Source organism: Sandaracinobacter sp. T42, assembly GCF_059115405.1.
Window position 1 is genome coordinate 1,411,956 of sequence record NZ_CM181101.1, and the last position, 24,506, is coordinate 1,436,461.

Consider the following 24,506-nt stretch of genomic DNA (forward strand, 5'->3'; position numbering starts at 1 on the left):
GAGGTTCAGGGCGCCGATCGCGACAAGGGCCGCAAGCAGGACCGGCGCCCGAACCGGTGTCAGTCCGTTTCTCCGGAAGGCGCCGGCAGCGCCGCCGCCTTCTTCTTTCCGCGCTTCGGCCTGGGCGCGGCCGGGATGATTTCGAAGGCCGGCCTGTCGTCCTTCACATGCACCCGCACTTCGCCGCCGTTCACCAGCTTGCCGAACAGCAGTTCGTCGGCCAGCGGACGCTTGATCGATTCCTGGATCAGCCGGCCGAGCGGCCGCGCGCCATAGAGCCTGTCGTAGCCGCGTTCGATCAGCCAGTTCTTCGCGTCATCCTCCAGCGCGATGTGCACGTCGCGCTCGGCCAGCTGCATTTCCAGCTGGATGATGAACTTGTCGATCACCCGCGCCACGATGGCAGGCGGCAGGTAATCGAAGGGCACGATCGCATCCAGCCGGTTGCGGAACTCCGGCGTGAACATCCGCTTGATGGCTTCCTCGTCCTCGCCCACGCGCTGGCCGGCGCCGAAGCCGATGCCCTCGCGCGCCATGTCGGCCGCGCCGGCGTTCGTCGTCATGATCAGGATGGTGTTGCGGAAGTCCACCGTTTTGCCGTGGTGATCCGTCAGCTTTCCGTTGTCCATCACCTGCAGCAGGATGTTGAACAGATCGGGGTGCGCCTTCTCGATCTCGTCGAGCAGGAGGACGCTGTGCGGGTTCTGATCGACGGCATCCGTCAGCAGTCCGCCCTGATCGAAGCCGACATAGCCCGGCGGGGCGCCGATCAGCCGGCTGACCGAGTGGCGTTCCATATATTCCGACATGTCGAATCGGGTCAGCGGGATTCCCAGAATGGCCGCCAGCTGGCGGGCCACCTCTGTCTTGCCCACGCCCGTCGGGCCGGAGAAGAGATAGTTGCCGATGGGCTTGTTCGGTTCGCGCAGGCCCGCGCGGCTGAGCTTGATGGCGGACGCCAGCAGCTCGATCGCCTTGTCCTGGCCGAACACCACGCGCTTCAGATCCGCCTCCAGATCCGCCAGCACCTTCTTGTCGTCGGTGGAGACGGATTTCGGCGGGATGCGCGCCATGGTGGCGACGACGGCCTCGATCTCCTTCACGCCGATCACCCGCTTGCGCTTCGCTTCCGGCACCAGCATCTGCGCCGAACCGCTCTCGTCGATCACGTCGATCGCCTTGTCGGGCAGCTTGCGGTCATTGATGTAGCGGGCGGACAGCTCCACCGCCGACTTGATGGCGTCTGGCGTGTAGCGCACCCGGTGGTGCTTTTCGAAGGCAGGCTTCAGGCCGGTGAGGATCTTGATCGTGTCCTCCACCGTGGGTTCGTTCACGTCGATCTTCTGGAACCGGCGCAGCAGCGCGCGATCCTTTTCGAAATGGTTGCGGAACTCCTTGTAGGTGGTGGAGCCGATGCAGCGGATACTGCCGCCGGAAAGCGCGGGCTTCAGCAGGTTGGAGGCGTCCATGGCGCCGCCGCTTGTGGCCCCGGCGCCGATCACCGTGTGGATCTCGTCGATGAAGAGCACGGCGTGCGGCAGCTTCTCGAGCTCTGCCACCACATTCTTCAGCCGTTCCTCGAAATCGCCGCGATAGCGGGTGCCGGCCAGCAGCGCGCCCATGTCCAGCGCGTAGATGGTGGCGGGCTTCAGCACGTCGGGCACTTCGCCCTGGATGATCTTCAGCGCCAGACCTTCGGCAATGGCGGTTTTACCGACACCGGGATCGCCCACATAGAGCGGGTTGTTCTTCGAGCGGCGGCACAGGATCTGGATCGTGCGGTCCACCTCCGCCTCGCGGCCGATCAGCACGTCGATCTTGCCGGCGCGCGCCTTCTCGTTGAGGTTCACGGTGAACTGCTTGAGCGCCGATTCCGGGGCCTTCTGCCGCCCCTCGCGCTTGTCGTCGCGCGCTTCGGACTGTTCGTCCGCACCCTTGGGCGTCTTTGGTTCGGACATGCCCGGCGTCTTGGCGATGCCGTGGCTGATGTAGGAGACCGCATCCAGCCGCGTCATGTCCTGCTGCTGCAGGAAATAGACGGCGTGGCTTTCCCGTTCCGAGAACAGGGCGACGAGGACGTTCGCGCCCGTCACTTCCTCCCGGCCGGAGGATTGCACGTGCAGGATGGCGCGCTGCACAACCCGCTGGAAGCCGGCCGTGGGCGAGGGATCAACCGAACTGTCGGCCTTCAGGCTGCCCAGTTCGGTGTCGAGATAGCGGGTGACCTGGGCGGAAAGCTCGTCAAGGTCGACGCCGCAGGCCTTCATCACGACGGAGGCATGGGTGTCGCCGATGAGCGCCAGCAGCAGATGTTCGAGCGTTGCATATTCGTGGCGCCGGCGGTTGGCTTCGGCAAGCGCGTTGTGGAGCGTGGATTCAAGGTCTCTGGAAAATGAGGGCATCAGACCTTCCTGACCTGCCATGGGCGAAAGACTCATGGCTTACGGCCTGAATGTCACCATGCTTCAGTGAAAGTGCAAGAGGCGGTCTGTCGCGGGGGCGAATTCCGCGACCATCCGGGCCGAAAAGACCGGGGCGCCGGAAGCGGTGCTTCCGGCGCCCCTTTTGCCTTCCCGCAAGGGAAAGTTTCGCGATCAGGCGAGGGCGTGGACCGCCAAGCCCTTGCGGCGGCGGGCTGCCATGCCCACCAGGCCGAAGCCGGAGATCAGCATCGCCCAGGTCGCCGGTTCCGGCACCCCGCCGATGGAGGTATAGAAGCCCACGGTGTGGTTGTCGGATTCATATCCGCCGCCGCCGACCTGATAGATCCGGATGCGGTCATAGGTGTCGCCGCCCGTGAAATAGACGTTCAGGAAGGCATAGGGCTCTCCGCCATTCTGCCCCAGGAAGGGCGGATTGGGATTGCCGCAATAGGCGGTCGGGCAGGCGCCGATGGCCCCCGTGACGGAGCCCGGTGTGATGGCGGCGAGCAGCGTCGCGCCGTTGTAGAACTCCAGCCGGTTGCCGCCATCCAGCGCCGAGAGCCAGTAGCCGAAATAGGTCAGGCCTTCAGGCAGCGTGGTGGTGAAGTTGATGTCGATCGGCGCCAGGTTCGAGAAGGTGACGACATGCTTGCCGCTGCCCTGCGCCGAGCCATACTGGTTGGCGTTGTCGATCCGGCCGCCGCTGTAGGTGGCGACGATCGCGCCGCCGGTGCCGAAATCGGTCACGAAGTTCGCGGCGCTGCCGACGGATTGTCCTTCGAACGTCTCGACACCGGAGGTGGTGAAACCGGCGGTCGTGTTCTGCGCGCCGGCATTTTCATAGTTCACGAACCAGCCGGCCGATGCCGGCGCGGCCAGAAGGGCGGCAACCGCGGCCCCGATCACAATGCGCATTTGTCTTCCTCCAACCCTGATACGGCGGTGTTCCCGTCGCGTGGTTGAATTTCATGCAGGAATCATGCCAACAGCGTAGTTTCGTGCGCCTTCAAGGGATTGTGCCGTCGGCCCGCCTTGCGGCGGCGGCGGGGATGTCAGATTTCCTGACAGAAATCCGCAGCTTAAGCTTTCCAGCCGTTAACCAACTTGCGGTCGCGGGCCATCAGGTGAAGGCGCTTTTCAGCCCATCGATCACGATCTGCGCGGCGAGCGCGGCGAGGATCACCCCCAGAAGGCGGGTGATCATCGCCTCCACCTTGCTGCCCACGCGGCGCATGATCGGGCCGGCCGCCAGCAGCGCCACAAGCGTCAGCGCCAGGACGATTCCCAGCGCAAGCCAGACGGCCAGGGTTTCCATCGGCCCGCTGGCCTTGGACGTCAGCAGCATGACCGCCGCGATCGAACCCGGACCGGCGATCATCGGCATCGCCATCGGGAATACCGAGACATCCTCGGATTCCTCATCGTTCACGGCCTTTGCCCGTTCTTCGCGTCGTTTCACCCGCGTTTCGAACACCATGTCCAGCGCGATCAGGAACAGCATGATGCCGCCCGCCACCCGGAACGCGTCCAGGCTGATTCCCAGCGCGCGCAGGAACGGCTCCCCGAAGGCTGCGAAGCCGACCAGGATGACCGACGCGATCGCCACCGAGCGGATCGCCATCCCCCGGCGCGCCTGCGGGGTGGATCGCGTCGTCAGGCTGGCGAAGATCGGCGCGGCGCCCGGCGGGTCGATCACCACCAGCAGCGTCACCAGCGCGGAAATGAAGAGGTCGAAGGGGAAGCTCATGTCCGGCTGGCGGCCTTCAGCGTATTTTCGAGAAGGCAGGCGATGGTCATCGGTCCCACGCCGCCGGGGACGGGGGTGATGTGCGCGGCGATGTCCGCCGCCTCGTGGAAGGCGACATCGCCCACCAGCCGCGTGCCGGTTCCGCTTTCCTTCGCCACCCGGTTGATGCCGACATCGATCACGGTGCAGCCCGGCTTCAGCCAGTTGCCGCGCACCATTTCCGGCCGCCCCACGGCTGCAACGACGATGTCCGCGCGCCGCGTGAGTTCGGGCAGGTCGCGGCTGCGGCTGTGCGCCACCGTCACCGTGGCGGAGGCCGAGATCAGCAGCGAGGCCATGGGCCGGCCGACGATGTTGGAGCGCCCGATCACGATCGCTTCGGCACCCGCGATGTCGCCCAGCGTTGCTTCCAGGAGCCTGAGGCAGCCCAGCGGGGTGCAGGGTACGAACCCGTCCAGCCCTGTCGCCAGACGTCCGGCGTTCACCGGGTGGAAGCCATCCACATCCTTTTCGGGCGAGATGGCGGAAATCACCAGCTGGGCGTCGATATGGCCGGGCAGCGGCAGCTGCACCAGGATGCCGTCAACGCCGGGATCGCGGTTCAGGCTGTCGACCAGCGCCAGCAGATCGGCCTGGGAGAGCGTGGCATCCCGTCGGTGTTCGATGGAGGTGATGCCCGCGTCCCGGCAGGCGGCGATCTTGTTTTTCACATAGACCTGGCTCGCCGGATCCTCGCCCACCAGCACCACGGCGAGCGCCGGGGCCCGTGCGCCTGCGGCCTGTCGGGCGATCACCTGCTGTCCGATATCGGCGCGCAGGCGCAGCGCATGGGCCTTGCCGTCGATGATCTGGCCCGTGATCATACCAGAAGATCCAGCGCCAGCCCCTGCAGCAGCCGCTGCGTCAGCATGATGCCCAGCACCAGCACGAGCGGCGACAGGTCGATGCCGCCCATGTCGGGCAGAAGGTTGCGGATCGGGCGGAGCAGCGGGTTCAGCAGCCGGTCCAGCCCGGTGAGCACCGAATGGACGAAGCGGTTGTTGAGGTTCACGACGTTGAACGCCACCAGCCAGCTGAGGATCGCCTGGATGATGATGATCCAGATGAAGAGCTGCAGAAGGTAGACGATGAATCCGATGAGTTCGGCTGCGGTGTTCATGCGGGCGACACATCCTATGCCGTTGGTTCGGGACTATGCCGCCTCTAGCCGCTCTGCGCCGCGACGGCTAGACGCTGCTGCCGTGCCGCTGCCAGCCTGTCTTCTTTCGATCGAGCTTCATGGCTTCCGCAACCACCGCCAGACACGTCTGCAGCCGGGTGCGGCCCCCTTCGTGCTGCTGACGGGGCCGAACGGCGCGGGCAAGACCAATGTGCTGGAAGCTGTTTCGCTGCTGGCGGTGGGGCGGGGGCTGCGCGGCAATCCCCTGTCGCAGATGGCCGCCGCCGGCGGGGCGGGCGGCTTCAGCATCACGGCGGAGCTGCTGCCGGATCCCGGCCTGCCGGCGATCACCCTTCTGACCGCGACGCGCGCCGATGCGCCGGACCGGCGGCTGCTTCGGATCAACGGCGCCGCGGCCCCGCTTTCGACCCTGTCGGACTGGTCCTCGCAGTTGTGGCTGACGCCCGCGATGGACAGGCTGTTCGCCGACACGGCCTCTGCACGGCGGCGCTTCCTGGACCGGCTGGTGCTGGCGCTGAGCCCCGGCCATGCGGGGCACGCCACCCGCTATGACGCGGCGATGCGCGCGCGCACCCGCCTGCTGACGGCCGATCAGCCAGCCGACCCGGCCTGGCTGACGGCGCTGGAATTGCAGATGGCCGAACATGGCGCGGCGCTGGCCGACGCGCGCGCGGCGGCCGTGGCGGCGCTGGACCGTCAGCTGGCCGGCGCGCCGGACGGGCCGTTTCCCAAGCCCGCGCTTGCCCTTTCCGACGCCGACCAGGGCGATCTGCCCGGGCGGCTGCGCGCGGCGCGCGGGGCGGACCGGGCGGCGGGACGCGCGACGCAGGGGCCGCATCGGCAGGATCTGCTGGTGACGCATGCGGACAAGGCCATGCCCGCCGCGCTTGCGTCAACCGGAGAGCAGAAGGCGCTGCTGATTTCCATCCTTCTGGGCCATGCGGCACTGGTGGCCGACCGCACCGGCCGGCTGCCGCTGCTGCTGCTGGACGAGGCGGCGGCGCATCTGGATCCGGACCGGCGGCGGGCGCTGTTCGCCCGACTGGCCGAGCTGGGCGGGCAGGCCTGGATGACCGGCACTGACGCGCAGCTGTTCGATGAGCTGGAAGCCGTCCGCTATGGTGTTGCGCAGGGCGCGATTCTGCCTGGCTGACGCCGCTTTTGCTGGCATCGCCCCCCCGGATTTCCTATAGACTTTGCATGAGCGAAGAGACTGAGACGAGCACCGTTCCGACGGGTGACTATGGCGCTGAATCCATTCAGGTTCTGAAGGGCCTTGAGGCGGTTCGAAAGCGGCCCGGCATGTATATCGGCGACACCGATGACGGGTCCGGCCTGCATCATATGGTGTTCGAGGTTTCCGACAACGCGATCGACGAGGCGCTGGCAGGCTATTGCGACCGCATCCTGATCCAGCTGAACGCAGACGGCAGCGTCACCGTCGAGGACAATGGCCGGGGTATTCCGACCGGCATCCACCCGGTTGAGGGCGTTTCCGCAGCCGAGCTGGTGATGACCCAGCTGCACGCGGGCGGCAAGTTCAACAATGTGGAAGGCAACAGCTACAAGGTTTCCGGCGGCCTGCACGGCGTCGGCGTTTCGGTGGTGAACGCCCTTTCCGACTGGACCGAGCTGCGCATCTGGCGCGACGGCCATGAGCATTTCATGCGCTTTCGGCACGGGGTTCCCGAAGCGCCGCTGGCGATTGTCGGCCCGCAGCCCAAGCTGGAAGATGGGCGCGACAAGCGCGGTACGGCGGTGACCTTCCTGCCTTCGATCGAGACTTTCCGCACCGGGATCGAGTTCGACTTCGACAAGCTGGAGCATCGCTATCGCGAGCTGGCCTTCCTGAATTCCGGCGTTCGGCTGATGCTGGTGGACGCGCGACATGCCGACCGGCGGGAAGTCGAGCTGTTCTATGAGGGCGGCCTGACGGAAATGGTGCGCTGGCTGGACCGCACCAAGACGCCGCTGATGCCGGAGCCCGTCGCAATCCGCGGCCAGCGCGACGACATCGGCATCGAAGTCGCGCTCCAGTGGAACGACAGCTATTACGAACAGGTGCTGGCCTTCACCAACAATATCCCGCAGCGGGATGGCGGCACCCATATGGCGGCCTTCCGGTCCGCGCTGACGCGGACGCTGAACGCCTATGCGGAAAAATCGGGCCTTCTGAAGAAGGAAAAGGTGGGCCTGAACGGCGACGACATGCGCGAGGGCCTGACGGCCGTGGTGAGCGTGAAGCTGCCCGATCCGAAGTTCAGCAGCCAGACCAAGGACAAGCTGGTTTCTTCCGAAGTGCGCCAGCCGCTGGAATCGCTGCTGGCTGACAAGCTGGCCGAATGGCTGGAGGAAAATCCGGCGTCCGCGCGCGCTATCGTGCAGAAGATCATCGAGGCCGCGATCGCCCGCGAAGCCGCCCGCAGGGCGCGCGAGGCGAGCCGCAAATCGGCGCTGACAGTGGCATCTCTGCCCGGCAAGCTGGCGGACTGCCAGGAGAAGGATCCGGCCAAGTCCGAACTGTTCTTCGTGGAAGGGGATTCGGCCGGCGGCTCCGCCAAGCAGGGCCGGGACCGCAGCTTCCAGGCCATCCTGCCGCTGCGCGGGAAGATCCTGAACGTGGAGCGCGCCCGGTTCGACCGCATGCTGGGATCCAAGGAAATCGGCACGATCATCCAGGCGCTGGGCACCGGCATCGGCCGCGACGAGTTCAACCTGGAAAAGCTGCGCTACCACAAGATCGTCATCATGACGGACGCCGACGTGGACGGCGCGCACATCCGCACCCTGCTGCTGACCTTCTTCTACCGCCAGATGCGTCCGATCATCGAGGCCGGGCATCTCTTCATCGCCCAGCCGCCGCTCTACAAGGTCACGCGTGGGCGGTCCGAAGTCTATCTGAAGGACGAGGCCGCGCTGGAGGAGCATCTGGTTTCCAACGGCGTGTCCGGCCTCGTGATGGAAATCGGCGGCGAAACAGTTTCCGGCGCGGACGTCTCTGCGCTGGTGGAGCATGCCCGGCGCATGAAGCGGCTGATGGCCTATGTGCCGCGTCGTTACCCCTCTGCGCTGGTGGAGGCGCTGGCGCTGTCTGGCGCGCTGAACCCGGATGCGACCGATCCGGCCGCAACCGCGGCGCACCTCGCCGACTGGCTGAACGAAGGTTCGGGCGGCTGGAGCGCGGAGCCGGCGGCCGAGGGCGGGTTCGTGATCCGGCACCTGGACCGGGGCGTGACCGATGCCTATGTGATCGACCGGGCCTTCATCGCCAGCGCGGAGGCGCGCAAGCTGCATGCGCTCGCCAGTGGTCAGGCCGCCCGCTGGGCGCGTCCGGCAAGGATCGGGACAGCCATGATTCGCCGCCCGTCCGACCTGCTGGACGCCGTGATGGAAGCCGGCCGCAAGGGGCTGGCCGTGCAGCGTTACAAGGGACTTGGCGAAATGAACGCCGAACAGCTGTGGGAAACCACGCTGGATCCGGCCGCGCGCACGCTGCTGAAGGTGGAGATCGGCGACGCATTCGAGGCGGACGAAACCTTCACCAAGCTGATGGGCGACATCGTGGAGCCCAGGCGCGAGTTCATCCAGCAGAATGCGCTGTCTGTCGCGAATCTCGATATCTGAGGTGGACTGTGCCGGCGCAGCCGCTGTCGGTTGGAGACGAGAGATGATGCGAATGCTGATCGGCACCGGCCTTTTGCTGGCAGCCGTGCCCGCGCTGGCCCAGGCGCAGCAGCAGCAGACCGACACGCAACGGCTTGGCGACAAGGTGGAGAATGTGGTGCGCCAGCCGGTGCGGGACGTGGGCCTGATGCGGGAAAATCCGCCCGAGGTGCTAAAGGACGCGCAGCGCGCGCCCTATTCGCTGGCGGGCATCAAGCGCTGCCACGAAATTCGCCGCGCGATCGGGGAACTGGATGTGGTGCTGGGCCCGGACGTGGATGCGGTGGACGAAAAGGGCGATGCCCTGCCCGAGCGGCTGGCCGAGGCCGGTGCGAAATCCGTCGTCAATTCGCTGATCCCGTTCCGGGGTATCGTGCGCGAGGCAACCGGCGCGGCGGAAGCGGATCGCAGGTTCCGCATGATGGTGGCGGCGGGCATGGCCCGTCGCGGCTTCCTGAAGGGAATCGCGAAGGAACGGAAATGCCCCGTCTGACGGGGTGCCCGGATTCAGCCGCAGGCCCGCATGCCGCCCACCGGCACGGACATGGATTCGCCTGCTGATCCGCCCGCCGCGTTCACCTGTTCGATCCGCATGGCCCCTGAACTGATCAGCTGGCCGTTGCGGATCTGGCCGCCGCTGGCGAATTCCAGCCGCAGCGCTACGCGATAGCCGTGGCCGCCGAACTCGCCTGGCGCGAACTGGGCGATATCGAACATCTGCTTTCCCTTGCGCAGCCGCAGCGTCTGCGCACTTTCATCGACCATGGCGATGCGGAACGGCGTTTCCGTCTTCGTCCACAGGAAGATCCGGCAGCGGCCGGGGGCAGCGGGCTGCGGCGGCAGTTCCGTGAGGCCCAGCATACCGGCCGCAGCTGTGGCGGCGGCAAGAAGGATCATGGCTTCACCTCCAGCGTGGCGGACAGGGTTTCATCCGCATTGCGCCCGATCCGCGCGGCGGAAAAGCGCGCGCCTTTCAGTTCAAGGTCCGCGATGAGCGGCAGCAGCACTGTCGAGCGGGCGGCGGGCACCAGGATCCGCCCGCCGGCCGCAGCGGCCGGATCGGCAAGCCCCGCCGTCACCAGCGCTGCCGCCACCTGATCCGCTGTCATCGGTGCGCCGCGCGCTTTCGCAGCGGCGACAAGGGCGGCATCCTGCCGGGCGGCAACCAGCCGGAGCATGGCCAGCGACAGCGGGCTGTCGTTGGCCGGGCGGCCCGCCACCCGTCCGCCGAGCGTGACCGATGTGCCTTCGGCCCGGGTTTCGAACGCGCCGCCCGCAAGGCGCGGACCGACGAGGTTGATGGCGTCGGCCGGGCCGCCCAGCCCGATCTTCAGCGCGCCATCGGGCTGCAGGGTCACGCTGTCGAAGCGGGCGCCCGGGATGGATTCGATCCTCTGTGCCGCAAAGCTGAGCCGTGCGCCCAGCGCGCCCCCTTCGGCTGAAGCGCGTGCGGCGCCGAGCGCGGCCGAGGCGGCCACGGCATCGGCCGGGCGCTGCCCCAGGGTCTGCGCCGCAAGTTCGATGACGGCCTGATCATAGCCGGCGATCGCCGCCGCGCTGCGGGCGCGGTCAATCAGGGGCGGCGCAAGCGCGAGCAGCAGCACCAGCAGCGCGAGAAGCCCGCCCCACAGGCGGAAGCGCCGCTCACGCCACCAGCGGACGCGCGGGGCGAATTCGCCCTGCAGAAGATCCAGCGGCAGCACGTCGGGCACGGCTTCGGGGGCGAATTCGCTGAGCTGCACGAATCGCCCAAGCAGGCTCGTGCCGCTCAGCGCCGAGGCGAGCGACGGTTCGACAAGGCCGGCAATTTCCCCCGTTCGGATCAGCACCCTGTCGCCGAAGCGGGCCATGCCCGGGCCGCTTTCGGGCATGTCCAGCAGCAGGGCCGCCGGCACCACATGGGCCGGCTGGGCGCCGGCCGCCTTCAGGTGCGCGAGATGATCCGCCATGCGCTGCCGATCGATCAGCGCAACCCAGCTTTGTCCGTCCGCGTCGGCCGGACCGACGGCGACATGGAGATCCTCGATCGGCTGGGCGGACAGGTCGGTTGCCCGCATCCGCGCTTCGGAGAGCCGTTCGCGCGCGTCCGATTCGGCAAGCGGCAGGCGGTGCAGCGCGATGTCGTCGCCCGGCAGCAGCGCGACCAGCGGGCTTTCGCCTTCGACATCCGCGCCGCCCAGCCGCAGCACCCCGTCTTCTGTTTCCAGCACAAGCGTCATGATGCCTCTTCCATGGCACGCCAGCGGCTGGAGACAACCGTCGCCGGCTGTTCCAGCGTATCGACCAGAAGTTCGCGCGCAATCCGGATTCGGGGCGTTTCGACTTCGATCGCGAGTGTCATCCAGCGCGTGCTGGTGCCGAGTTGCTCGATCGTGTCTTCCCCGGCTTCCGTCCGGTTGCCGGAGGAGCCCATGAAATCGGCGGTCGAGGCCCAGCCGGCGGCCGGGCGGGCGGCGATGGCGCGGCGCGCTTCATCGGCGCCAAGCCCCATGGCCGCCAGCAGGGGCGCCTTTTCCGGGGTGAGGCTGTTGATGTTGAGGGCCGAGGTTTCCCGTGAGGGCAGGGCGCACAGAAGCGGGCCTGCGAGTGCCCAGTGCTGCGCCGTCACGCCCGGGATCGCGGCCCATTCACTGGCGTCGGCCCAGAGCTGACCGGTTTGCGCCAGCCGGTTTGCCGTCGCCTGCGCGATCGTGTTTGCCTCCATCAGGGGGATTCCGGCCGCCGTGAGCAGGCGGGCGAAATCCTGCGGCCGGGCAGCAGCCGGGATTTCGCCGGTGCTGACGGATGCCGGAGGGCGCGCCAGGCTGTTCAGGTTGAAGCAGTTGCCGCCCTCCCCGAATCGCGCCGTCACCTTGCCGCCGGGCAGGTCGAAGGTCAGCGGCGCCTGCAGGACCGCGAGGTTGTTGCGCGACTGGGCCTTCAACCGGGAGATGATCGACACGGCGACATTCACGCCGGTGCTGGCCAGAAGCTGCGCCTCGGCCTGCGCCTGTGCCGCGCCGACCCGCTCGCCCGCGGCCTTCAGCCGGGACAGGCCGACCGTCGCGAAGCCGGACAGCAGCACCACCATCGCCAGCACGGCCAGCAGCGCGGCGCCCCTTTCCGAAGAAGGGCCGGCCGGGAAAGCGGGCGCGCGCGCGGCGGAGGGGGCGGGCCGGCAGCGCTTCATGCCGCCACCAGGAACTTGAGTGTGACGGGCGGCGCGCCTTCGCGCTGCAGGGTCAGTTCCACGGCGCGCGGAAGATCATCGGCCGAAGGCGGGTTCCAGTCGTCGCGCCAGCCGCCGCGATCCGCCACCCGGATGCGCACGGACTGCACGCCCGACAGCATCGCGACCGGCTCTCCGGGGGATGCCAGGTCGATCGCGGGGAAGGGCTGGCGAAGCCATTGGCCGTCCACCAGGCCCCAGGCGATCTTCTCGATGCGGGGCATCACATCGCCGCCGCGCGTGCGGACCAGCACGAATCCGTCTGCCGTCAGGGTGAAGGCGGGCATCGGCTTACCGTCTGCCGCGAGGCTGGGGCGCTGGGCGGCCTGCCCAAGATCGGCCGCCAGCACGCTGCGCATCCTGTCCAGGTCGCCCATTGCGGACAGGGCGGAACTGGTGGCGGCGAAACTGCGGGTCGCGCCGGCCGTCATCGCGGTCGCGATGGTTGCGATGAGGCTGAAGATCAGCAGCGAGACGAGCATCTCGACCAGGGTGAAGCCGTTGCGCTTCATCGGGGCGATCCGATGATGGGCGGATTGCCGCGCGGCCGGATCAGGCTGCGCGTGGCAATCGGCGGGGCGCCTTCCCCGGCACTGACGGCGATGTCCAGCCGGACGAGTTCGGGCATCAGCGTCGGATCTGGGGGCGGAGCGGGCGTGACCTGCCAGTGCCAGGGCCGGCCGCCGACGTCCACGATCCCGCGTTCGGCCGCGACCGGCGCGGCCGGCGCGACCAGGAGGTCGATCGCGAGATTGTCTGCCGCAAGGCGCGCGGCGGCGGACGCCGCAAGGGAGGCCGTGCCCTGAAGCTGGAAGGTCTGGAAGCGGGCCAGTGTGAGGCCGACGAGGCTGAGCAGCAGCATCGCCACCAGCATCTCGATCAGGGTGAACCCGGCTTCCGGATTCCGCTGCCGGAAGGGCCGGTCAGCCTTTGTCGGAACGCAAGTCGGCATTCTCGCCTTCGCCGCCCTCTGCGCCGTCGGCGCCGAGCGAATAGACCACATAGGGCTGGCCGTTCGCGCCGGGCACGGCATAGCCATAGGGCTTGCCCCACGGATCGTTCGGCAGGTTCTTCAGCTTCGCGCCTGTCATGCCGGGGGCGGTCAGGACGGCCAGGCCTTCTTCCGGCGTGGGGTAGCGGCCCATGTCGATGCGCCAGAATTCCAGCCCCTGTTCGATGAGCGCGATGTCGGCCTCGGCCTTCTGCACCTGCGCCCGGCCCTGCATCGGCAGCACGTTGATCACCACCACCGTCGTCAGCAGGCCGATGATCGCCAGCACCACCAGCAGTTCCACAAGGGTGAACCCCTGTTCGGACGGGCGGGCGCGGCGAGGTCTGGGGGCAGGCATGTCAGGGGGCTCCGATGGATGCACCGGCAAGGGTGTTGAGTTCGAGGATTGGCAGCAGCACGGCCAGGATGATCACCCCGACCATGCCCCCCAGTATCACGATGATCGCCGGTTCCGCCAGCGCCAGAAGGGTCCGGCTGCGGTCGGACAGCTGCCGATCGAGGCTGGTGGCGGCCGAATCGAGCAGCGGGGCGAGCCGGCCGGAGCTTTCGCCGGACTGCACGAGCGAAACCAGCAGCCCCGGCGGGTTGGGCAGCAGCGGCAGCGTCGCCGACAGCGAGGAGCCCGCGCGCACCTGCGCCACCATCTTCGCGGTCGCTTCCCGCCAGGCCATGTTGCCGAGCGTGGGGGACGTGATCTGCAGCGCTTCGGCCAGCGGCAGACCGGCGGACAGCATCGTCGCCAGCAGCCGCGACCAGCGCACCGCTTCCAGCGCGGAGAGCCAGCCGCCGAGGCCCGGCAGGCCCAGCAGCCAGCTGTCCATCCGGGCCCGGTTCCCGGCCTGCCGGCGCCATTGCCACAGGCCGAGGCCCGCCAGCAGCGGGATCAGCAGCAGCAGCCACCACCAGCGCTGCACCGCATTCGACAAGCCGAGGATCAGCCGTGTGAGCAGGGGCAGCGCCTGGCCGGACCCCGTGAGCTGGTCGGCGATCGCGGGCACGACGAACAGCAGCATGGCGATGATCACGCCCACCGCCACCAGCATCAGCAGCGCCGGATAGGCGAGCGAGGAAATGAGCCGCGACCGGAGCGCCACCTGCGCCTCCAGCGTATCGGCCAACCGGCCCATCAGCAGCGCCAGCCGGCCGGAGGCTTCGCCCGCCGCGATGGTCGCCTTCACTTCGGGCGGAAAGGCCGATGCCGGCAGCGCGGCGGCCAGCGAACTGCCGGCCTGCAACGCCCGGTTGGTGCGCTGGAGGACGAGCCTGTCGCTTTCTTTTCCCGGCTGGCGCGCCAATGTTGCGACGGCATCGGAAATGGGCATCACGGCGGCCAGCGTCGCCAGCTGGCGGATCATTGTGGCGCGCGCCTGCGCGCCCAGCCTTGGTTCAGCGCGCGCCTGCGCGCCCAGCCGGGGGGCTGACGGATCGGCCTTTTTCGGGCCGATGTGGATGGGGCGTTTCCAGAAGGGCAGGTCGCCCGCGCCCTTTGCGGGGCGGAGAGGCGCGTTCATGGCGCGCCGGTCGGTGAAATGGCGGCCGGGTCGATTCCGCCGGCCACGCCCGCATGGCTCAGGTCACGCGCGGGCTCCCCCTGGAACAGCGGCAGCACTTCCGTTGGCGTGGTGCGCCGCATGCGGACCGCTTCGCGCGCGGATTCCTTCAGGCTGCGGTGCAGGCCCGCGGCTTCCAGCCGACCTTCGCCCGCACCTTCGTTGATCAGGTTCCGCACCGGGCCGTCGGCCGTGATCAGTTCGAAGAGGCCGCGCCGTTTCAGATAGCCGGTCTGGCGGCAGCTGGGGCAGCCGTTCGCCTTGGCGACGGGAATGCCGGCCGGAAGCCCCAGCCGCGAAGCGAGCGGAGCGGGCAGAGGTTCCTCGCCCACGCAGACCGGGCACACCTGCCGGGCCAGCCGCTGCGCCACGACGGCCCGAAGCGTGGCGGCGATCAGGAAGGTTTCCACCCCGAAGTCGCGCAGGCGCGTGATGGCCCCGGCGGCGGAATTGGCATGCACGGTGGACAGAACCAAGTGGCCCGTCAAGGCCGCCTGCACGGCAATCTCGGCGGTTTCCCTGTCGCGGATTTCGCCCACCATCACCACGTCCGGATCCTGCCGGAGGATGGCGCGCAGCCCCTGCGCGAAGGTGAGGCCGACGCGGGTATCCACCTGGGTCTGGCCGACGCCGGGCACGGCATATTCCACCGGGTCCTCGACCGTCAGGATATTGCGCCGGCCGTCGTTCAGAAGCTTCAGCGCAGCATAGAGGGTGGTGGTTTTCCCCGCGCCGGTCGGCCCGGTCACCAGGATGATTCCGTTGGGCGCGCCGAGCGCCTCCGTCAGCGCGCCGAGGGTCGTCGGATCCATCCCCAGATCCTTCAGTTCCAGCCCGACGGAGGATTGATCCAGGATCCGCATGACCACACGTTCCCCGCCGCGCGCGGGCAGGGTGGATACCCGGACATCCAGCCCGCGGGTGCCGAGCGTGAGCGAAATCCGACCGTCCTGCGGCAGACGCTTTTCGGCGATGTCCAGCCGGGCCATCACCTTCACCCGGCTGACCAGCATGGGCGCGACCTGGGCGGGCAGGCGGAGCACTTCCTCCATCACGCCGTCGCGGCGCAGGCGGACGGACATGCCTTCTTCCTGCGGTTCCAGATGGATGTCGGATGCGCCCTGCTGGACGGCCTGCGCCACCAGTGCGTTGATCAGCCGGATCACGGGGGCGGCGTCGTCATTGTCCAGAAGGTCGGCGGTGTCCCGCGCAAGGGTGGCGAGGTTGGAGGCGGCCGCCGCGTCGGCTGCGGCGGAAAGCCCGTCTGTCGCGTAGGTTTCCGACAGAAGGCGATCGAACGCCTCTTCGCCCAGGGTTTCCAGATGCACGGCGCGGCCGGCCACGCGCCGCGCTTCCAGGATTGCGGCGGCCTTCGTGCCGCGCCGGATCGCCAGCCGGTCGCCGCCGGGCACCATCAGCACGCCATTCGCGCGGGCGAAGGCATAGGGCAGCAGGGTCTGCGCGGGCCCCATCGACGGGCCGGACCCGGCCGGGGGCGGCGATGCCACCGTTACCGGCCCTTGGGCGGGGCCGCGGGCGCCTGCTGGGCAGGCGGCGGGAAGGGGGCGGGCTTGTAGGGCGGCGCCACGCGCAGATAATCCCAGGCCATCGCATCCAGCTGGCTGTAACCCACCATGGCTTCCTGCGATTCCCGCATGCTGTCCCAGCGGCTGGCGGTCAGTGCATCGCCATCCTCGCGCGAGCGGATGATGGTGGGGCGGATGAAGATCATCAGGTTGGTCTTCACCCTGCTCTTCGAGGTGGAGCGGAAGAAGACGCCGAGGCCCGGAATGTCGCCCAGAACCGGAATCTTCTGCAGCGATTTGCGTTCATTGTCGTCGAGCAGGCCGCCCAGCGCCAGGATCTGCCCGTCGCCAACGGTGACGGCGGTTTCCAGTTCCCGCTTGTTCAGGATGAAATCCGTTTCCGCGACGGTGGCCGCGATGGACGAGACGATCTGGTTGATGGTGAGGGTGATGGTGCCGCCCGCATTGATCTGCGGTTTCACCGCAAGCTGGATCCCGACATCCTGCCGCGAGACGGTGCGGAAGCTGTTGTCGAGATTGTTGCCCAGCGCCTCTCCGGTGGTGATGGGGATTTCCTGGCCGACAAGGATCCGTGCGGGCTGGTTGTCCAGCGTGAGGATGGAGGGGGTGGAGAGGACATTGGAGTTCACGTCGCTCTTCACGGCGTTGATCACGAAGCCGAAGATGGTGCTGCCGCCCAGGCTTGCGACGCCGGAGGTGAGGCCGGTGGTGCCCAGAAGCGAGGTGACGGCGGCGTCCCTGAACTTGTCTGCGGCGTCGCCGGAGATCGTGCCCTTTTCAGCGGCCACCGCGCCCGCGATCGCCAGCAGATTGGGCGCGGCGTTGGAGAAATTGGAGGACACGAGCGGAACTGTGCCGTCCTTGCCCGAGAGCAGGAACTGAACCCCCAGCTGGCGGGCAGCGTTGTCCGAAATCTCCACGATGATCGCTTCGACCTGCACCTGCGCGCGGCGGGTATCGAGCTGGCGGATCACTTCGCCCAGTTCGCGCTGGATTTCCGGCGGTGCGGCGATGATCAGGGCGTTCGCCCCTTCGTAGCGGGCGATGATGGCGCGGCGGCGGCTGTTGCCGGCCGCCACCCCCACATTGCCCGTGGTCGCGGCGACAGGGGCCGGCGCCTGCTGTTGCTGTTGCGCCTGCTGCTGGCGGTTGCCGAAGGGCGTGCCGGCAAGGCCCTGGATCCCGGTGCTGGTCTGCACGGGTGTGGGTGTCTGACCCATCAGCTGTTGCAGCACGGGCATCACAGCGCTGGCATCGGCATGCTGCAGGAAGATCACCCGCGATTCCGATCCGCCGGCGGCCTTCTGATCCAGATCGCGGGCGATCTTCGCCACCCGCGCCACCTGGGCCTGTTCCCCCCGGATGGCGATGGCGTTGGAGGCGTCGATGGGCACGACCGACACGGCAGAAGCGCTGGCGCCCTCGGTTCCACCCGGCTGCCGCACCAGTTGCTGCAGCGAGGTGGCGAGATCGCGCGCACCCGCATTCCGGAGCTGCACGACCTGCGTCGTCGAGCGATCCCGGTCGATCTCCCGCAGGATCTGCCGGGCGCGGCTGATATTGTCTGCGAAATCCGCCACGATCACCGCGTTTCCGGCGCGGTTGGCCGACGCCGTGCCGTTGCGGCTGAGCACGGGACGCAGCGAATCGACCGCCTGCTGGGCATCGATGTTCGTCAGCGGGATGACGGCGGTGGAAAAGCGGGCACCACCCACGCCCGCGCCCGCTTCCGCCGGCTGGACGCGATACTGGCCCGTGCCCGACGGCACGGCGACATAGCCATTGGCCCTGAGCGTCGCCAGGAACAGCTCGAAATACTGGCTGCGGCCCAGCGGCTTTTCCGACACGACCGAAACCTTGCCCTGAACGCGCGGGTCGATCACGAAGGTCGCCCCTGTGACGCGGGCGACATCGTCGATGAAGGCGCGGATGTCGGCATCGCGCAGGTTCACCGTGGTCTGCGCCGGCAACGGCATGGCAGCGGCGAGCGCCAGCGCCGCAATCGCGGACCGCCAGAGGGCCGGACGACGCATCATTGCTGCGGCTCCTGCGCAGGTGCGCGGGCTGCCGACACCGGTGGCTTCTCCTCCTCCTCGTCAGGCATGACGGAAGGCGGCGCGTTTTCGGGCGTCAGCCCCGGCCCGGCGGCTGGGGGTGGCAAGTTCGAGGGCGCCTGCCCCGGATCGAAGCGCTGCACCGGCGCTTCGCCGCCGGAATCGATCCACAACGCTTCCCGCGTGCCGGCCCTGTCGAGCACGACATGATCCCCCGCGATGGCCGCCAGCGTGACGCCATCGGCCACGACATCGCCGACCGAATAGACTTTCTGCATCCCGTCTCCGGCGGCGATGATGGCGCTGCCGCGCCCCGTTGCGGAATCGGCGCGCACACCATGCAGGGTGAAGGGCAGGGCCGTCACCGGCAGGCCTTCGCTGGCGCCCGCGCGGGCGGGGAAGAACGGATCGAACCGGGCCAGCAGCGACCGGTCCGCCATCTGCGGGGCCTTGAACGGCGGGATCGCCGGCAGGGGCTGGCGGATCACGCCCAGCGCGCGCCAGCCCAGGAGCAGCGCTGCCAGCAGCAGCGCACCCAGGAGGACATGGCCGGGATGGACTCGGGAAAGGGTCATTCCGTCGGGCCGATTCCCGGCCCGCCGATCATGCCAAACAGGCCGTATTTCTGACAGATAGCGCGAGTCAAACTGGCCTCAAGGCTGGATTTCAGGGGTGCCGACCTCAATGGCGTAAGGCTGTTACCGATTCGTTTCAAGCACTTGTCCCCCTCGTCTGCGGGCGCTTCAGCCACCGCCTGCCGCATTCGCGGCCAGCCACATCGGGAAGCCCGCCAGCGCGAGGCAGGCCCCGAACGGCACCCGCATCACCGCCCCGTCCTCAGCCGTTCGCCGCCAGCGGGAAACTGCCGCGAAAGCCAGCCCCGCAACGGATGCCGCCAGCAGCAACGGCCCGAGGAGGCCGAGGCTTAGCCAGGCCCCAAGCGCCGCCATCAGCTTCACATCACCCAGCCCCAGTCCTTCGCGGCCGCGCAGCCAGCGATACAGAAGCGCCAGCAGCAGCAGGCCGCCACCGCCGGTCGCGGCCCCCAGCAGACGTTCGGGCAGGGTGCCCATGCCGCCGGCAAGCCCCAGCGCCAGCAGCGGCAGCGTCAGCCTGTCGGGCAGCCAGTAATGCTGCAGATCCAGCGCCAGCAGCGCCAGCAGGACCCAACCCAGCACGGCGCCCCAAAGCCCCTGCGGGCCCGGCACGGCCAGCATTGCCAGCAGGCCGATCGCAGCCGCCATGATTTCGAACAGGGGGTGGCGCGGATCGATCGCGGCGCCACAGGCCTGGCAGCGCCCCTTCAGCGCCAGCCAGCCGAGAAGCGGAACCAGATCCGCCCAGGCGACCCCCGCGCCGCAACTGTCGCAGCGGGACCGGCCGGACAGCGGCTGCCCTTCCGGCCAGCGGATCACCAGTGTCGCCAGGAAGGATCCGGCAACCAGCCCCAGCAGGGCGCCCAGACTCGGCCACAGAAGCGCCACCATGGAAGAGGGCGTCCGGCAGCGGCGGGCAAATGTAAAGACGCAACGGGACTGGCCGGGTTGCAACATCCTTAATTTCCGTCAATAACTTCAACGGGGTCAGAGCGGGGGAATGAAGCGTGTCGAACGTCGCCGGCAAGGCCTATGCGATGAATGTCGTCACCCCGATCCGTCCGCGGCGCTTCGGGATCAGCCGCACCTGGGTGAATCATTTCCTCTTCTATGCCGCTCGCGCGCTGCCCGATCGGCTGATGGGCCTGCTGGGGCTTTCCATCATCCATTTCGCGCGCTGGATCATCGTGCGGCGGGACCAATGGCCAGACCTTGGCCAGCCGCCGGAGGAATTGATCAACGATTACACGATCTTCGTTTCCAACTTCAACGGAACCTGGGATCAGTATATCGACGCCTTCGCCGACGGCCTGCCATCGGGGCTGGACCTGTTCTGGTATTCGGCCACCAAATATCCGAAGTCGATCCCGATCAGCCCCTTCAAGGCCTATATCCGCGCCAACCAGATCGACACCGATCATTATTACAATGCCACCCCCGGCGCCGCCCAGCGCGACATCAAGGCGGCGCTCAGGGTGCGGCGCGCGGTGTTGCGGCTGGAACAGGCCCATGCCGCCGGGCCGGAGGCGTTCAGGGCGGCCTGGGTGAAGGAACTGAGGGCGGTCCAGAATGACCTCGGCTCGCCCGGTTTCGCGCCCGTCGCCTCCAACGACACCGCGCGCGCCGATCTCAACCGCCAGCCGCTGGTGCTGGCGCGCTGGGGAGTGAAATAATGCCCAACATCGACGGCGGTCACTATTTCCTGACGCTGCTGGCGCCTGTGAAAACCGGGGAGCCGGTGACGGATGGCGGCGTGGTGACGACACATGCCAATCTGCTGCGCGAGGAACTGGCGAACCTGCCCACCGCGATGCAGAGCCCGGTTTCGATCGACACCGGCCTTGTCAGCCCCTTCGCCCGCTGCCGGCGCACGCATTTCCTGCGCATGTTCGTGCTGGATCAGCCGATGTACAACGGGCGCGATCCCATAGACCCGCTGTGGAACGTGATCCGGAAGCGCGATCCGCTGGTGCATCAGACGTTCGACGTGCTGTCCCGTCCGTGGCTGGTGCTGGCGACCGACTTCGATCTGCGCCCGGACGAGCCCGACAAGGGCCTGAGGAGCTGGGCCGAAGGGTTGTGGACCCGAACCGAGGCGGAGATGCGCGCCATCTTCACCCACTGTCACGGCTTCGAGCAGGTGAATTCCGCTGCCGGATTCGCGGACTATGTGGCCCGCTGCCAGGTGGAAACCACCATGAGTTTCAATGATTACTGGCCGGGGCGCCCGCCGCTGAAGGGGCAGACCCTGAACAGCCTGCTGTGGCGCGTGGCGTTGCCGGCCGCGCTGCTTGCGGGGCTGGCGCTGCTGTTGGGCGGTGGCTGGTGGGCGCTGGTGGCGGCGTTCGGCGGCCTTGGCCTTGGCGTGGGTTATGTGGTGTGGCTGCTGTGGACGAAGGGCAAGGCGCCCTTTCCCCCCGCGCCCGACAGTGACCTGCCCAGCGTGCTGAAGGCGTTGCATGTGCAGCAACGCTTCGCCTTCTTCGCGGAAGCCGTGCAGGGCATGGACGCCGACGCGCTGCATTCGAGCTTCGGCCAGTGGCTGCAAACTGTTCGTCCGGGGGATCTGGACAGCCCGACGCAGGCGCCGGGGGTGATCCGGTCGGATGGGGTGCAGCTGGAAATGCCGGACATGGTAGCAGACAAGCAGGTGGATTCGCAGGGCAAGGCGATGGTTCTGTGAGCGCGCCCCTTCCTGTCGAGCTGGAGCTGGGCGACCTGCAGGGCGGAATCCTTTCCGCCTATGGCAAGCTGGGCTTTCCGAAGGCCCGCTACATCCTGTTTCATGCCGAAACACCCCGGTCCGGCCGGCTGTTCGTGGAGACGTTGCGACCGAGGATCACGACTGCGCGGCGCTGGCCCAGCAGCAAGGGCATCGCAACCGGCGCCAATCCGCAGGCACGGCCCGACTGCACGCTGAACATCGCCTTCACCTTCTGGGGGCTGCTGGCGCTGGACGTGCCGACCCGCACGCTGCGCGGCATGCCGGACGAGTTCATCGACGGCATGGCCGTGCGCGCGCCGATCCTGGGCGACGACATCAAGGACAATGGCTTCGACCACTGGGACGAGGTGTGGAAGCCCGGCCAGCCCAAGGCGCATATGCTGGTGATGCTGAACGCCCGGGCGGACGACGAGGGGCATGCGCTGCCGGCCCTTGAGGCCATGACGGATTTCGTGCTGCAGGCGGCCGCTGCCAGCGGCGTGACGCTGCTGGAGGGCCACAAGGGCGCGGATCCGCGCTGGCAGGATCTGTCCGCCCTTTATGCCCCGGGCCCGGACGGCAGGCCGCAGCCGCAGCCGACCGAACATTTCGGCTTCGTGGATGCGATCGGCGACCCGGTGTTCGAGGGGCAGTATCCCGGCGGCGAAGAACGGCTGCGCTGCGTGGGGCAGGGCGCGGTGGACGGAAAGGGCAACTGGCGACCGCTGGCGCCGGGCGAGTTCATCCTGGGCTGGCCGGATGAAGCGCAGGAGGTGGCCGGCGCGGCCATGCCGCTGGATTTCAGCCGCAATGGCAGTTTCTTCGCCTATCGCAAGCTGCACCAGCATCTGGATGCGTGGGACGGCTGGGTCGCCGCCCGGGCGAAGGATCTGGCCGCCACCTGGGACATCGCCGACCTGAACGTCGCCGCCGCGCTGCTGAAGGCGAAGATGGCCGGGCGCTGGCCGGATGGCGTGCCGCTGCTGCTGGCGCCGACGCCCGAGGCCCATGCCGCGTTCAACCAGCGGCTGGCCCCCGGCAGCAAGGAATGGCTGGCGGCAATCACCCATTTCACCTTCCTCGACGATCTCGATGGCGCGAAATGCCCCGTCACCTCGCACATCCGCCGCGCCAACACGCGCGACATGCTGGACCCGCTGTGGGATCGCGGCCCGACAGACCGGATGGGGTCCGCCTTGAACAACCGCCGCCGCATCCTGCGGCGGGGCCTGCCCTATGGCGCGCGCGAGGATGCCGGGAACGAACATGGAATCGTGCTGCTGGCCCATTGCGCCAGCCTGTTCCGCCAGTTCGAGTTCGTTCAGCAGCAGTGGATGAACTATGGCCTGGATTTCAACGCAGGGAACGACAGCTGCCCGATCGTGGGCAATCATCCGCCGGGCGCGCGCTTCGTGATCGCCGCCCCGGACGAGAGCAAACCGCCCTTTGTCGCGTCAGGACTGCCGCAGTTCGTTTCCACGCGCGGCGGGGATTATTTCTTCGCGCCTTCGATGACGGCCTTGCGCATGATCGGCACGGGTGTGGTGGACCCGACATGAGCTGGTTTTCCCGTTTTCAGGCCGCGATCGACGGGGTCGCCGGGATCGGGGCCGGTGTGATCGCAGCAAGGGGCGGGCTGAAGGCGCGGATAGCATCCGTTCTGACAAGCCCCGCCGGACAGCGCGACGCCATGGCCGTGCTGCGCTTCGCGAAGCCCCGGTTGCCCCTGAAGCAGAACCTGATCCGCTGTTACGAAGCGGATGGATCGCTTCTGCTGACCCGCGCCGCCGATTTCCATGCCGTGATCGAGCGGCAGGCGGATTTCGAAGTGGTCTATGGCCCGCGCATGCGGATGCTGACGGGCGGGCGCGACTTCTTCCTGGGGATGCAGGACGGGGCCGATTATCGCCGGGATACCGATGCCATGCGGTCCATCGTGAAGGCGGACGATCTGAAGCCGGTGCTGGCAATGGCCCGGGCGGAGGCGGCGGCTGCGCTGACGCAGGGTGAGGTGGATCTGCCGCCGGCGCTTTCGGCGCGGATACCGGCGCTGATGGTGCAGCAGTATTTCGGCGTCCGGATGGAGACGGATCAGCTGATCGCGGATGCGACCGCGATGTTCCACTTCCTGTTCTCGGATCTTCAGGCTGATCCCAAGGTGACGGCCGCCGCGATGGCCGCGAAAGATCGTGTGAACGCCGCGATCGACGCGAGCAAGTCGGATGCCGGGCCGGAAACCCTGCTGGGCCGCGCCGTTGCGGCCGGGGCGGCGGGCAATTCCGCCTTTGATGCCGATGGGCTTCGCGCCAACATCATCGGAATCGTGATCGGCGCGATCCCCACGCTTTCCAAGGCGAGCTGCCTTGCCGTGGAGGAACTGCTGCGCCGCCCCGCCGAGCTGGCGAAGGCCCGCGCGCTGGCGGCTGCCGGCGACGAGGCCGGGGTGGCGGACCATCTGTGGGAAGCCCTGCGCTTTTCGCCCGTGAACCCGATCCTCTATCGCCGCGCGCCGCACGCAACGCGCATCGGCGGCACCGAAGTGGCGGCAGGGACCATGGTGCTGGCGGCGAACCTGTCGGCCATGTTCGACGATGCAGTGGTGCCCAAGGCGAACCGCTTCGTCGCCGGCCGGCCCTGGGGTGTCTATGCCCTGTGGGGCGAGGGCCTGCACCTGTGCTGGGGCGACCGCATCAACAAGGCGATCCTGCCCGCCATGCTGACGCCGCTGCTGGCGAAGCCGGCGTTGAAGCAGCTGTCTCCGCCGGATGGCGAAGGCACGCCCTTTCCGCGCCATTACCGGCTTGGCTGGCGCTAGGGCTGCG

The 24,506-nt window shown here is 68.0% G+C and carries 23 protein-coding genes; 7 read left to right on the plus strand and 16 right to left on the minus strand.

The genetic code is table 11. From position 1 onward, the window contains the following. Positions 1 to 59: 59 nt before the first annotated feature. The 5 genes from clpA to ACW9TV_RS06830 form a co-directional block, all read right to left on the minus strand. On the minus strand, positions 60 to 2,402 hold the full coding sequence (gene clpA / locus ACW9TV_RS06810) for an ATP-dependent Clp protease ATP-binding subunit ClpA (protein WP_494302753.1): 2,343 nt from the start codon (positions 2,400 to 2,402) through the stop codon (positions 60 to 62). A 192-nt stretch (positions 2,403 to 2,594) separates the two neighbouring features. Then, positions 2,595 to 3,338 (minus strand): Npun_F0296 family exosortase-dependent surface protein, encoded by a 744-nt coding sequence (locus tag ACW9TV_RS06815; RefSeq protein WP_494302754.1) that lies wholly within the window; start codon positions 3,336 to 3,338, stop codon positions 2,595 to 2,597. 205 nt (positions 3,339 to 3,543) lie between these two features. Beyond that, entirely contained in the window at positions 3,544 to 4,170 is a 627-nt protein-coding gene (locus ACW9TV_RS06820) for a MarC family protein (RefSeq protein ID WP_494302755.1), read from the minus strand. Next, a complete protein-coding gene (gene folD / locus ACW9TV_RS06825; RefSeq protein WP_494302756.1) occupies positions 4,167 to 5,033 on the minus strand; it encodes a bifunctional methylenetetrahydrofolate dehydrogenase/methenyltetrahydrofolate cyclohydrolase FolD in 867 nt (288 codons plus the stop codon). The genes ACW9TV_RS06820 and folD overlap by 4 nt, the downstream gene beginning before the upstream one ends. Beyond that, the gene (locus ACW9TV_RS06830) at positions 5,030 to 5,329 is read right to left on the minus strand and encodes a YggT family protein (protein WP_494302757.1); all 300 of its coding nucleotides are present in this window, start codon (positions 5,327 to 5,329) and stop codon (positions 5,030 to 5,032) included. The genes folD and ACW9TV_RS06830 overlap by 4 nt, the downstream gene beginning before the upstream one ends. An 82-nt stretch (positions 5,330 to 5,411) precedes the next feature. On the opposite strand from ACW9TV_RS06830, the gene recF reads away from it, so the two are divergent. From recF to ACW9TV_RS06845, 3 genes are read left to right on the plus strand one after another with little or no spacing between them, the layout of a single operon-like run. Then, the gene (gene recF / locus ACW9TV_RS06835; RefSeq protein ID WP_494302758.1) at positions 5,412 to 6,503 is read left to right on the plus strand and encodes a DNA replication/repair protein RecF; all 1,092 of its coding nucleotides are present in this window, start codon (positions 5,412 to 5,414) and stop codon (positions 6,501 to 6,503) included. Positions 6,504 to 6,550: 47 nt separating this feature from the next. Beyond that, entirely contained in the window at positions 6,551 to 8,974 is a 2,424-nt protein-coding gene (gene gyrB / locus ACW9TV_RS06840) for a DNA topoisomerase (ATP-hydrolyzing) subunit B (RefSeq protein WP_494302759.1), read from the plus strand. A gap of 46 nt (positions 8,975 to 9,020) precedes the next feature. After that, positions 9,021 to 9,506: a hypothetical protein gene (locus ACW9TV_RS06845; protein ID WP_494302760.1), complete on the plus strand. Its 486-nt coding sequence runs from the start codon at positions 9,021 to 9,023 to the stop codon at positions 9,504 to 9,506. Between the two features lie 14 nt (positions 9,507 to 9,520). Here ACW9TV_RS06845 and ACW9TV_RS06850 read toward each other — a convergent pair whose 3' ends face one another. From ACW9TV_RS06850 to ACW9TV_RS06900, 11 genes are all read right to left on the minus strand, one after another. Then, complete coding sequence (locus tag ACW9TV_RS06850) at positions 9,521 to 9,910, minus strand: hypothetical protein (RefSeq protein WP_494302761.1); 390 nt, start codon at positions 9,908 to 9,910, stop codon at positions 9,521 to 9,523. Then, positions 9,907 to 11,232, minus strand: coding sequence for a type II secretion system protein GspL (gene gspL / locus ACW9TV_RS06855; RefSeq protein ID WP_494302762.1), 1,326 nt, complete (start codon positions 11,230 to 11,232; stop codon positions 9,907 to 9,909). Before gspL ends, ACW9TV_RS06850 begins: the two co-directional genes overlap by 4 nt. Beyond that, the gene (gene gspK / locus ACW9TV_RS06860) at positions 11,229 to 12,182 is read right to left on the minus strand and encodes a type II secretion system minor pseudopilin GspK (RefSeq protein WP_494302763.1); all 954 of its coding nucleotides are present in this window, start codon (positions 12,180 to 12,182) and stop codon (positions 11,229 to 11,231) included. Before gspK ends, gspL begins: the two co-directional genes overlap by 4 nt. After that, positions 12,179 to 12,733, minus strand: a complete 555-nt coding sequence (locus ACW9TV_RS06865; protein ID WP_494302764.1) for a type II secretion system protein GspJ — start codon at positions 12,731 to 12,733, stop codon at positions 12,179 to 12,181. The genes gspK and ACW9TV_RS06865 overlap by 4 nt, the downstream gene beginning before the upstream one ends. Then, positions 12,730 to 13,173, minus strand: a complete 444-nt coding sequence (locus ACW9TV_RS06870; protein WP_494302765.1) for a type II secretion system protein — start codon at positions 13,171 to 13,173, stop codon at positions 12,730 to 12,732. The genes ACW9TV_RS06865 and ACW9TV_RS06870 overlap by 4 nt, the downstream gene beginning before the upstream one ends. Further along, the gene (gene gspG / locus ACW9TV_RS06875) at positions 13,145 to 13,570 is read right to left on the minus strand and encodes a type II secretion system major pseudopilin GspG (protein WP_494302766.1); all 426 of its coding nucleotides are present in this window, start codon (positions 13,568 to 13,570) and stop codon (positions 13,145 to 13,147) included. The genes ACW9TV_RS06870 and gspG overlap by 29 nt, the downstream gene beginning before the upstream one ends. A gap of 1 nt (position 13,571) precedes the next feature. Then, on the minus strand, positions 13,572 to 14,744 hold the full coding sequence (locus ACW9TV_RS06880; protein ID WP_494302767.1) for a type II secretion system F family protein: 1,173 nt from the start codon (positions 14,742 to 14,744) through the stop codon (positions 13,572 to 13,574). Continuing rightward, positions 14,741 to 16,255 (minus strand): GspE/PulE family protein, encoded by a 1,515-nt coding sequence (locus ACW9TV_RS06885; RefSeq protein ID WP_494305052.1) that lies wholly within the window; start codon positions 16,253 to 16,255, stop codon positions 14,741 to 14,743. Before ACW9TV_RS06885 ends, ACW9TV_RS06880 begins: the two co-directional genes overlap by 4 nt. A 38-nt stretch (positions 16,256 to 16,293) precedes the next feature. Next, a complete protein-coding gene (gspD, locus tag ACW9TV_RS06890; protein ID WP_494302768.1) occupies positions 16,294 to 18,363 on the minus strand; it encodes a type II secretion system secretin GspD in 2,070 nt (689 codons plus the stop codon). After that, positions 18,363 to 18,959, minus strand: coding sequence for a type II secretion system protein N (locus tag ACW9TV_RS06895; RefSeq protein ID WP_494302769.1), 597 nt, complete (start codon positions 18,957 to 18,959; stop codon positions 18,363 to 18,365). The genes gspD and ACW9TV_RS06895 overlap by 1 nt, the downstream gene beginning before the upstream one ends. A gap of 168 nt (positions 18,960 to 19,127) precedes the next feature. Further along, positions 19,128 to 19,871: a prepilin peptidase gene (locus ACW9TV_RS06900; protein ID WP_494302770.1), complete on the minus strand. Its 744-nt coding sequence runs from the start codon at positions 19,869 to 19,871 to the stop codon at positions 19,128 to 19,130. Positions 19,872 to 19,987: 116 nt separating this feature from the next. On the opposite strand from ACW9TV_RS06900, the gene ACW9TV_RS06905 reads away from it, so the two are divergent. From ACW9TV_RS06905 to ACW9TV_RS06920, 4 genes are read left to right on the plus strand one after another with little or no spacing between them, the layout of a single operon-like run. Beyond that, complete coding sequence (locus ACW9TV_RS06905) at positions 19,988 to 20,653, plus strand: hypothetical protein (protein ID WP_494302771.1); 666 nt, start codon at positions 19,988 to 19,990, stop codon at positions 20,651 to 20,653. After that, positions 20,653 to 21,663 carry a hypothetical protein gene (locus ACW9TV_RS06910; protein WP_494302772.1) on the plus strand — a complete coding sequence of 337 codons (1,011 nt, stop codon included), beginning with the start codon at positions 20,653 to 20,655 and terminating at the stop codon, positions 21,661 to 21,663. The genes ACW9TV_RS06905 and ACW9TV_RS06910 overlap by 1 nt, the downstream gene beginning before the upstream one ends. Then, the gene (locus ACW9TV_RS06915) at positions 21,660 to 23,243 is read left to right on the plus strand and encodes a Dyp-type peroxidase (protein ID WP_494302773.1); all 1,584 of its coding nucleotides are present in this window, start codon (positions 21,660 to 21,662) and stop codon (positions 23,241 to 23,243) included. The genes ACW9TV_RS06910 and ACW9TV_RS06915 overlap by 4 nt, the downstream gene beginning before the upstream one ends. Further along, on the plus strand, positions 23,240 to 24,499 hold the full coding sequence (locus ACW9TV_RS06920) for a cytochrome P450 family protein (RefSeq protein ID WP_494302774.1): 1,260 nt from the start codon (positions 23,240 to 23,242) through the stop codon (positions 24,497 to 24,499). The genes ACW9TV_RS06915 and ACW9TV_RS06920 overlap by 4 nt, the downstream gene beginning before the upstream one ends. The last annotated feature ends 7 nt before the right edge of the window (positions 24,500 to 24,506 follow it).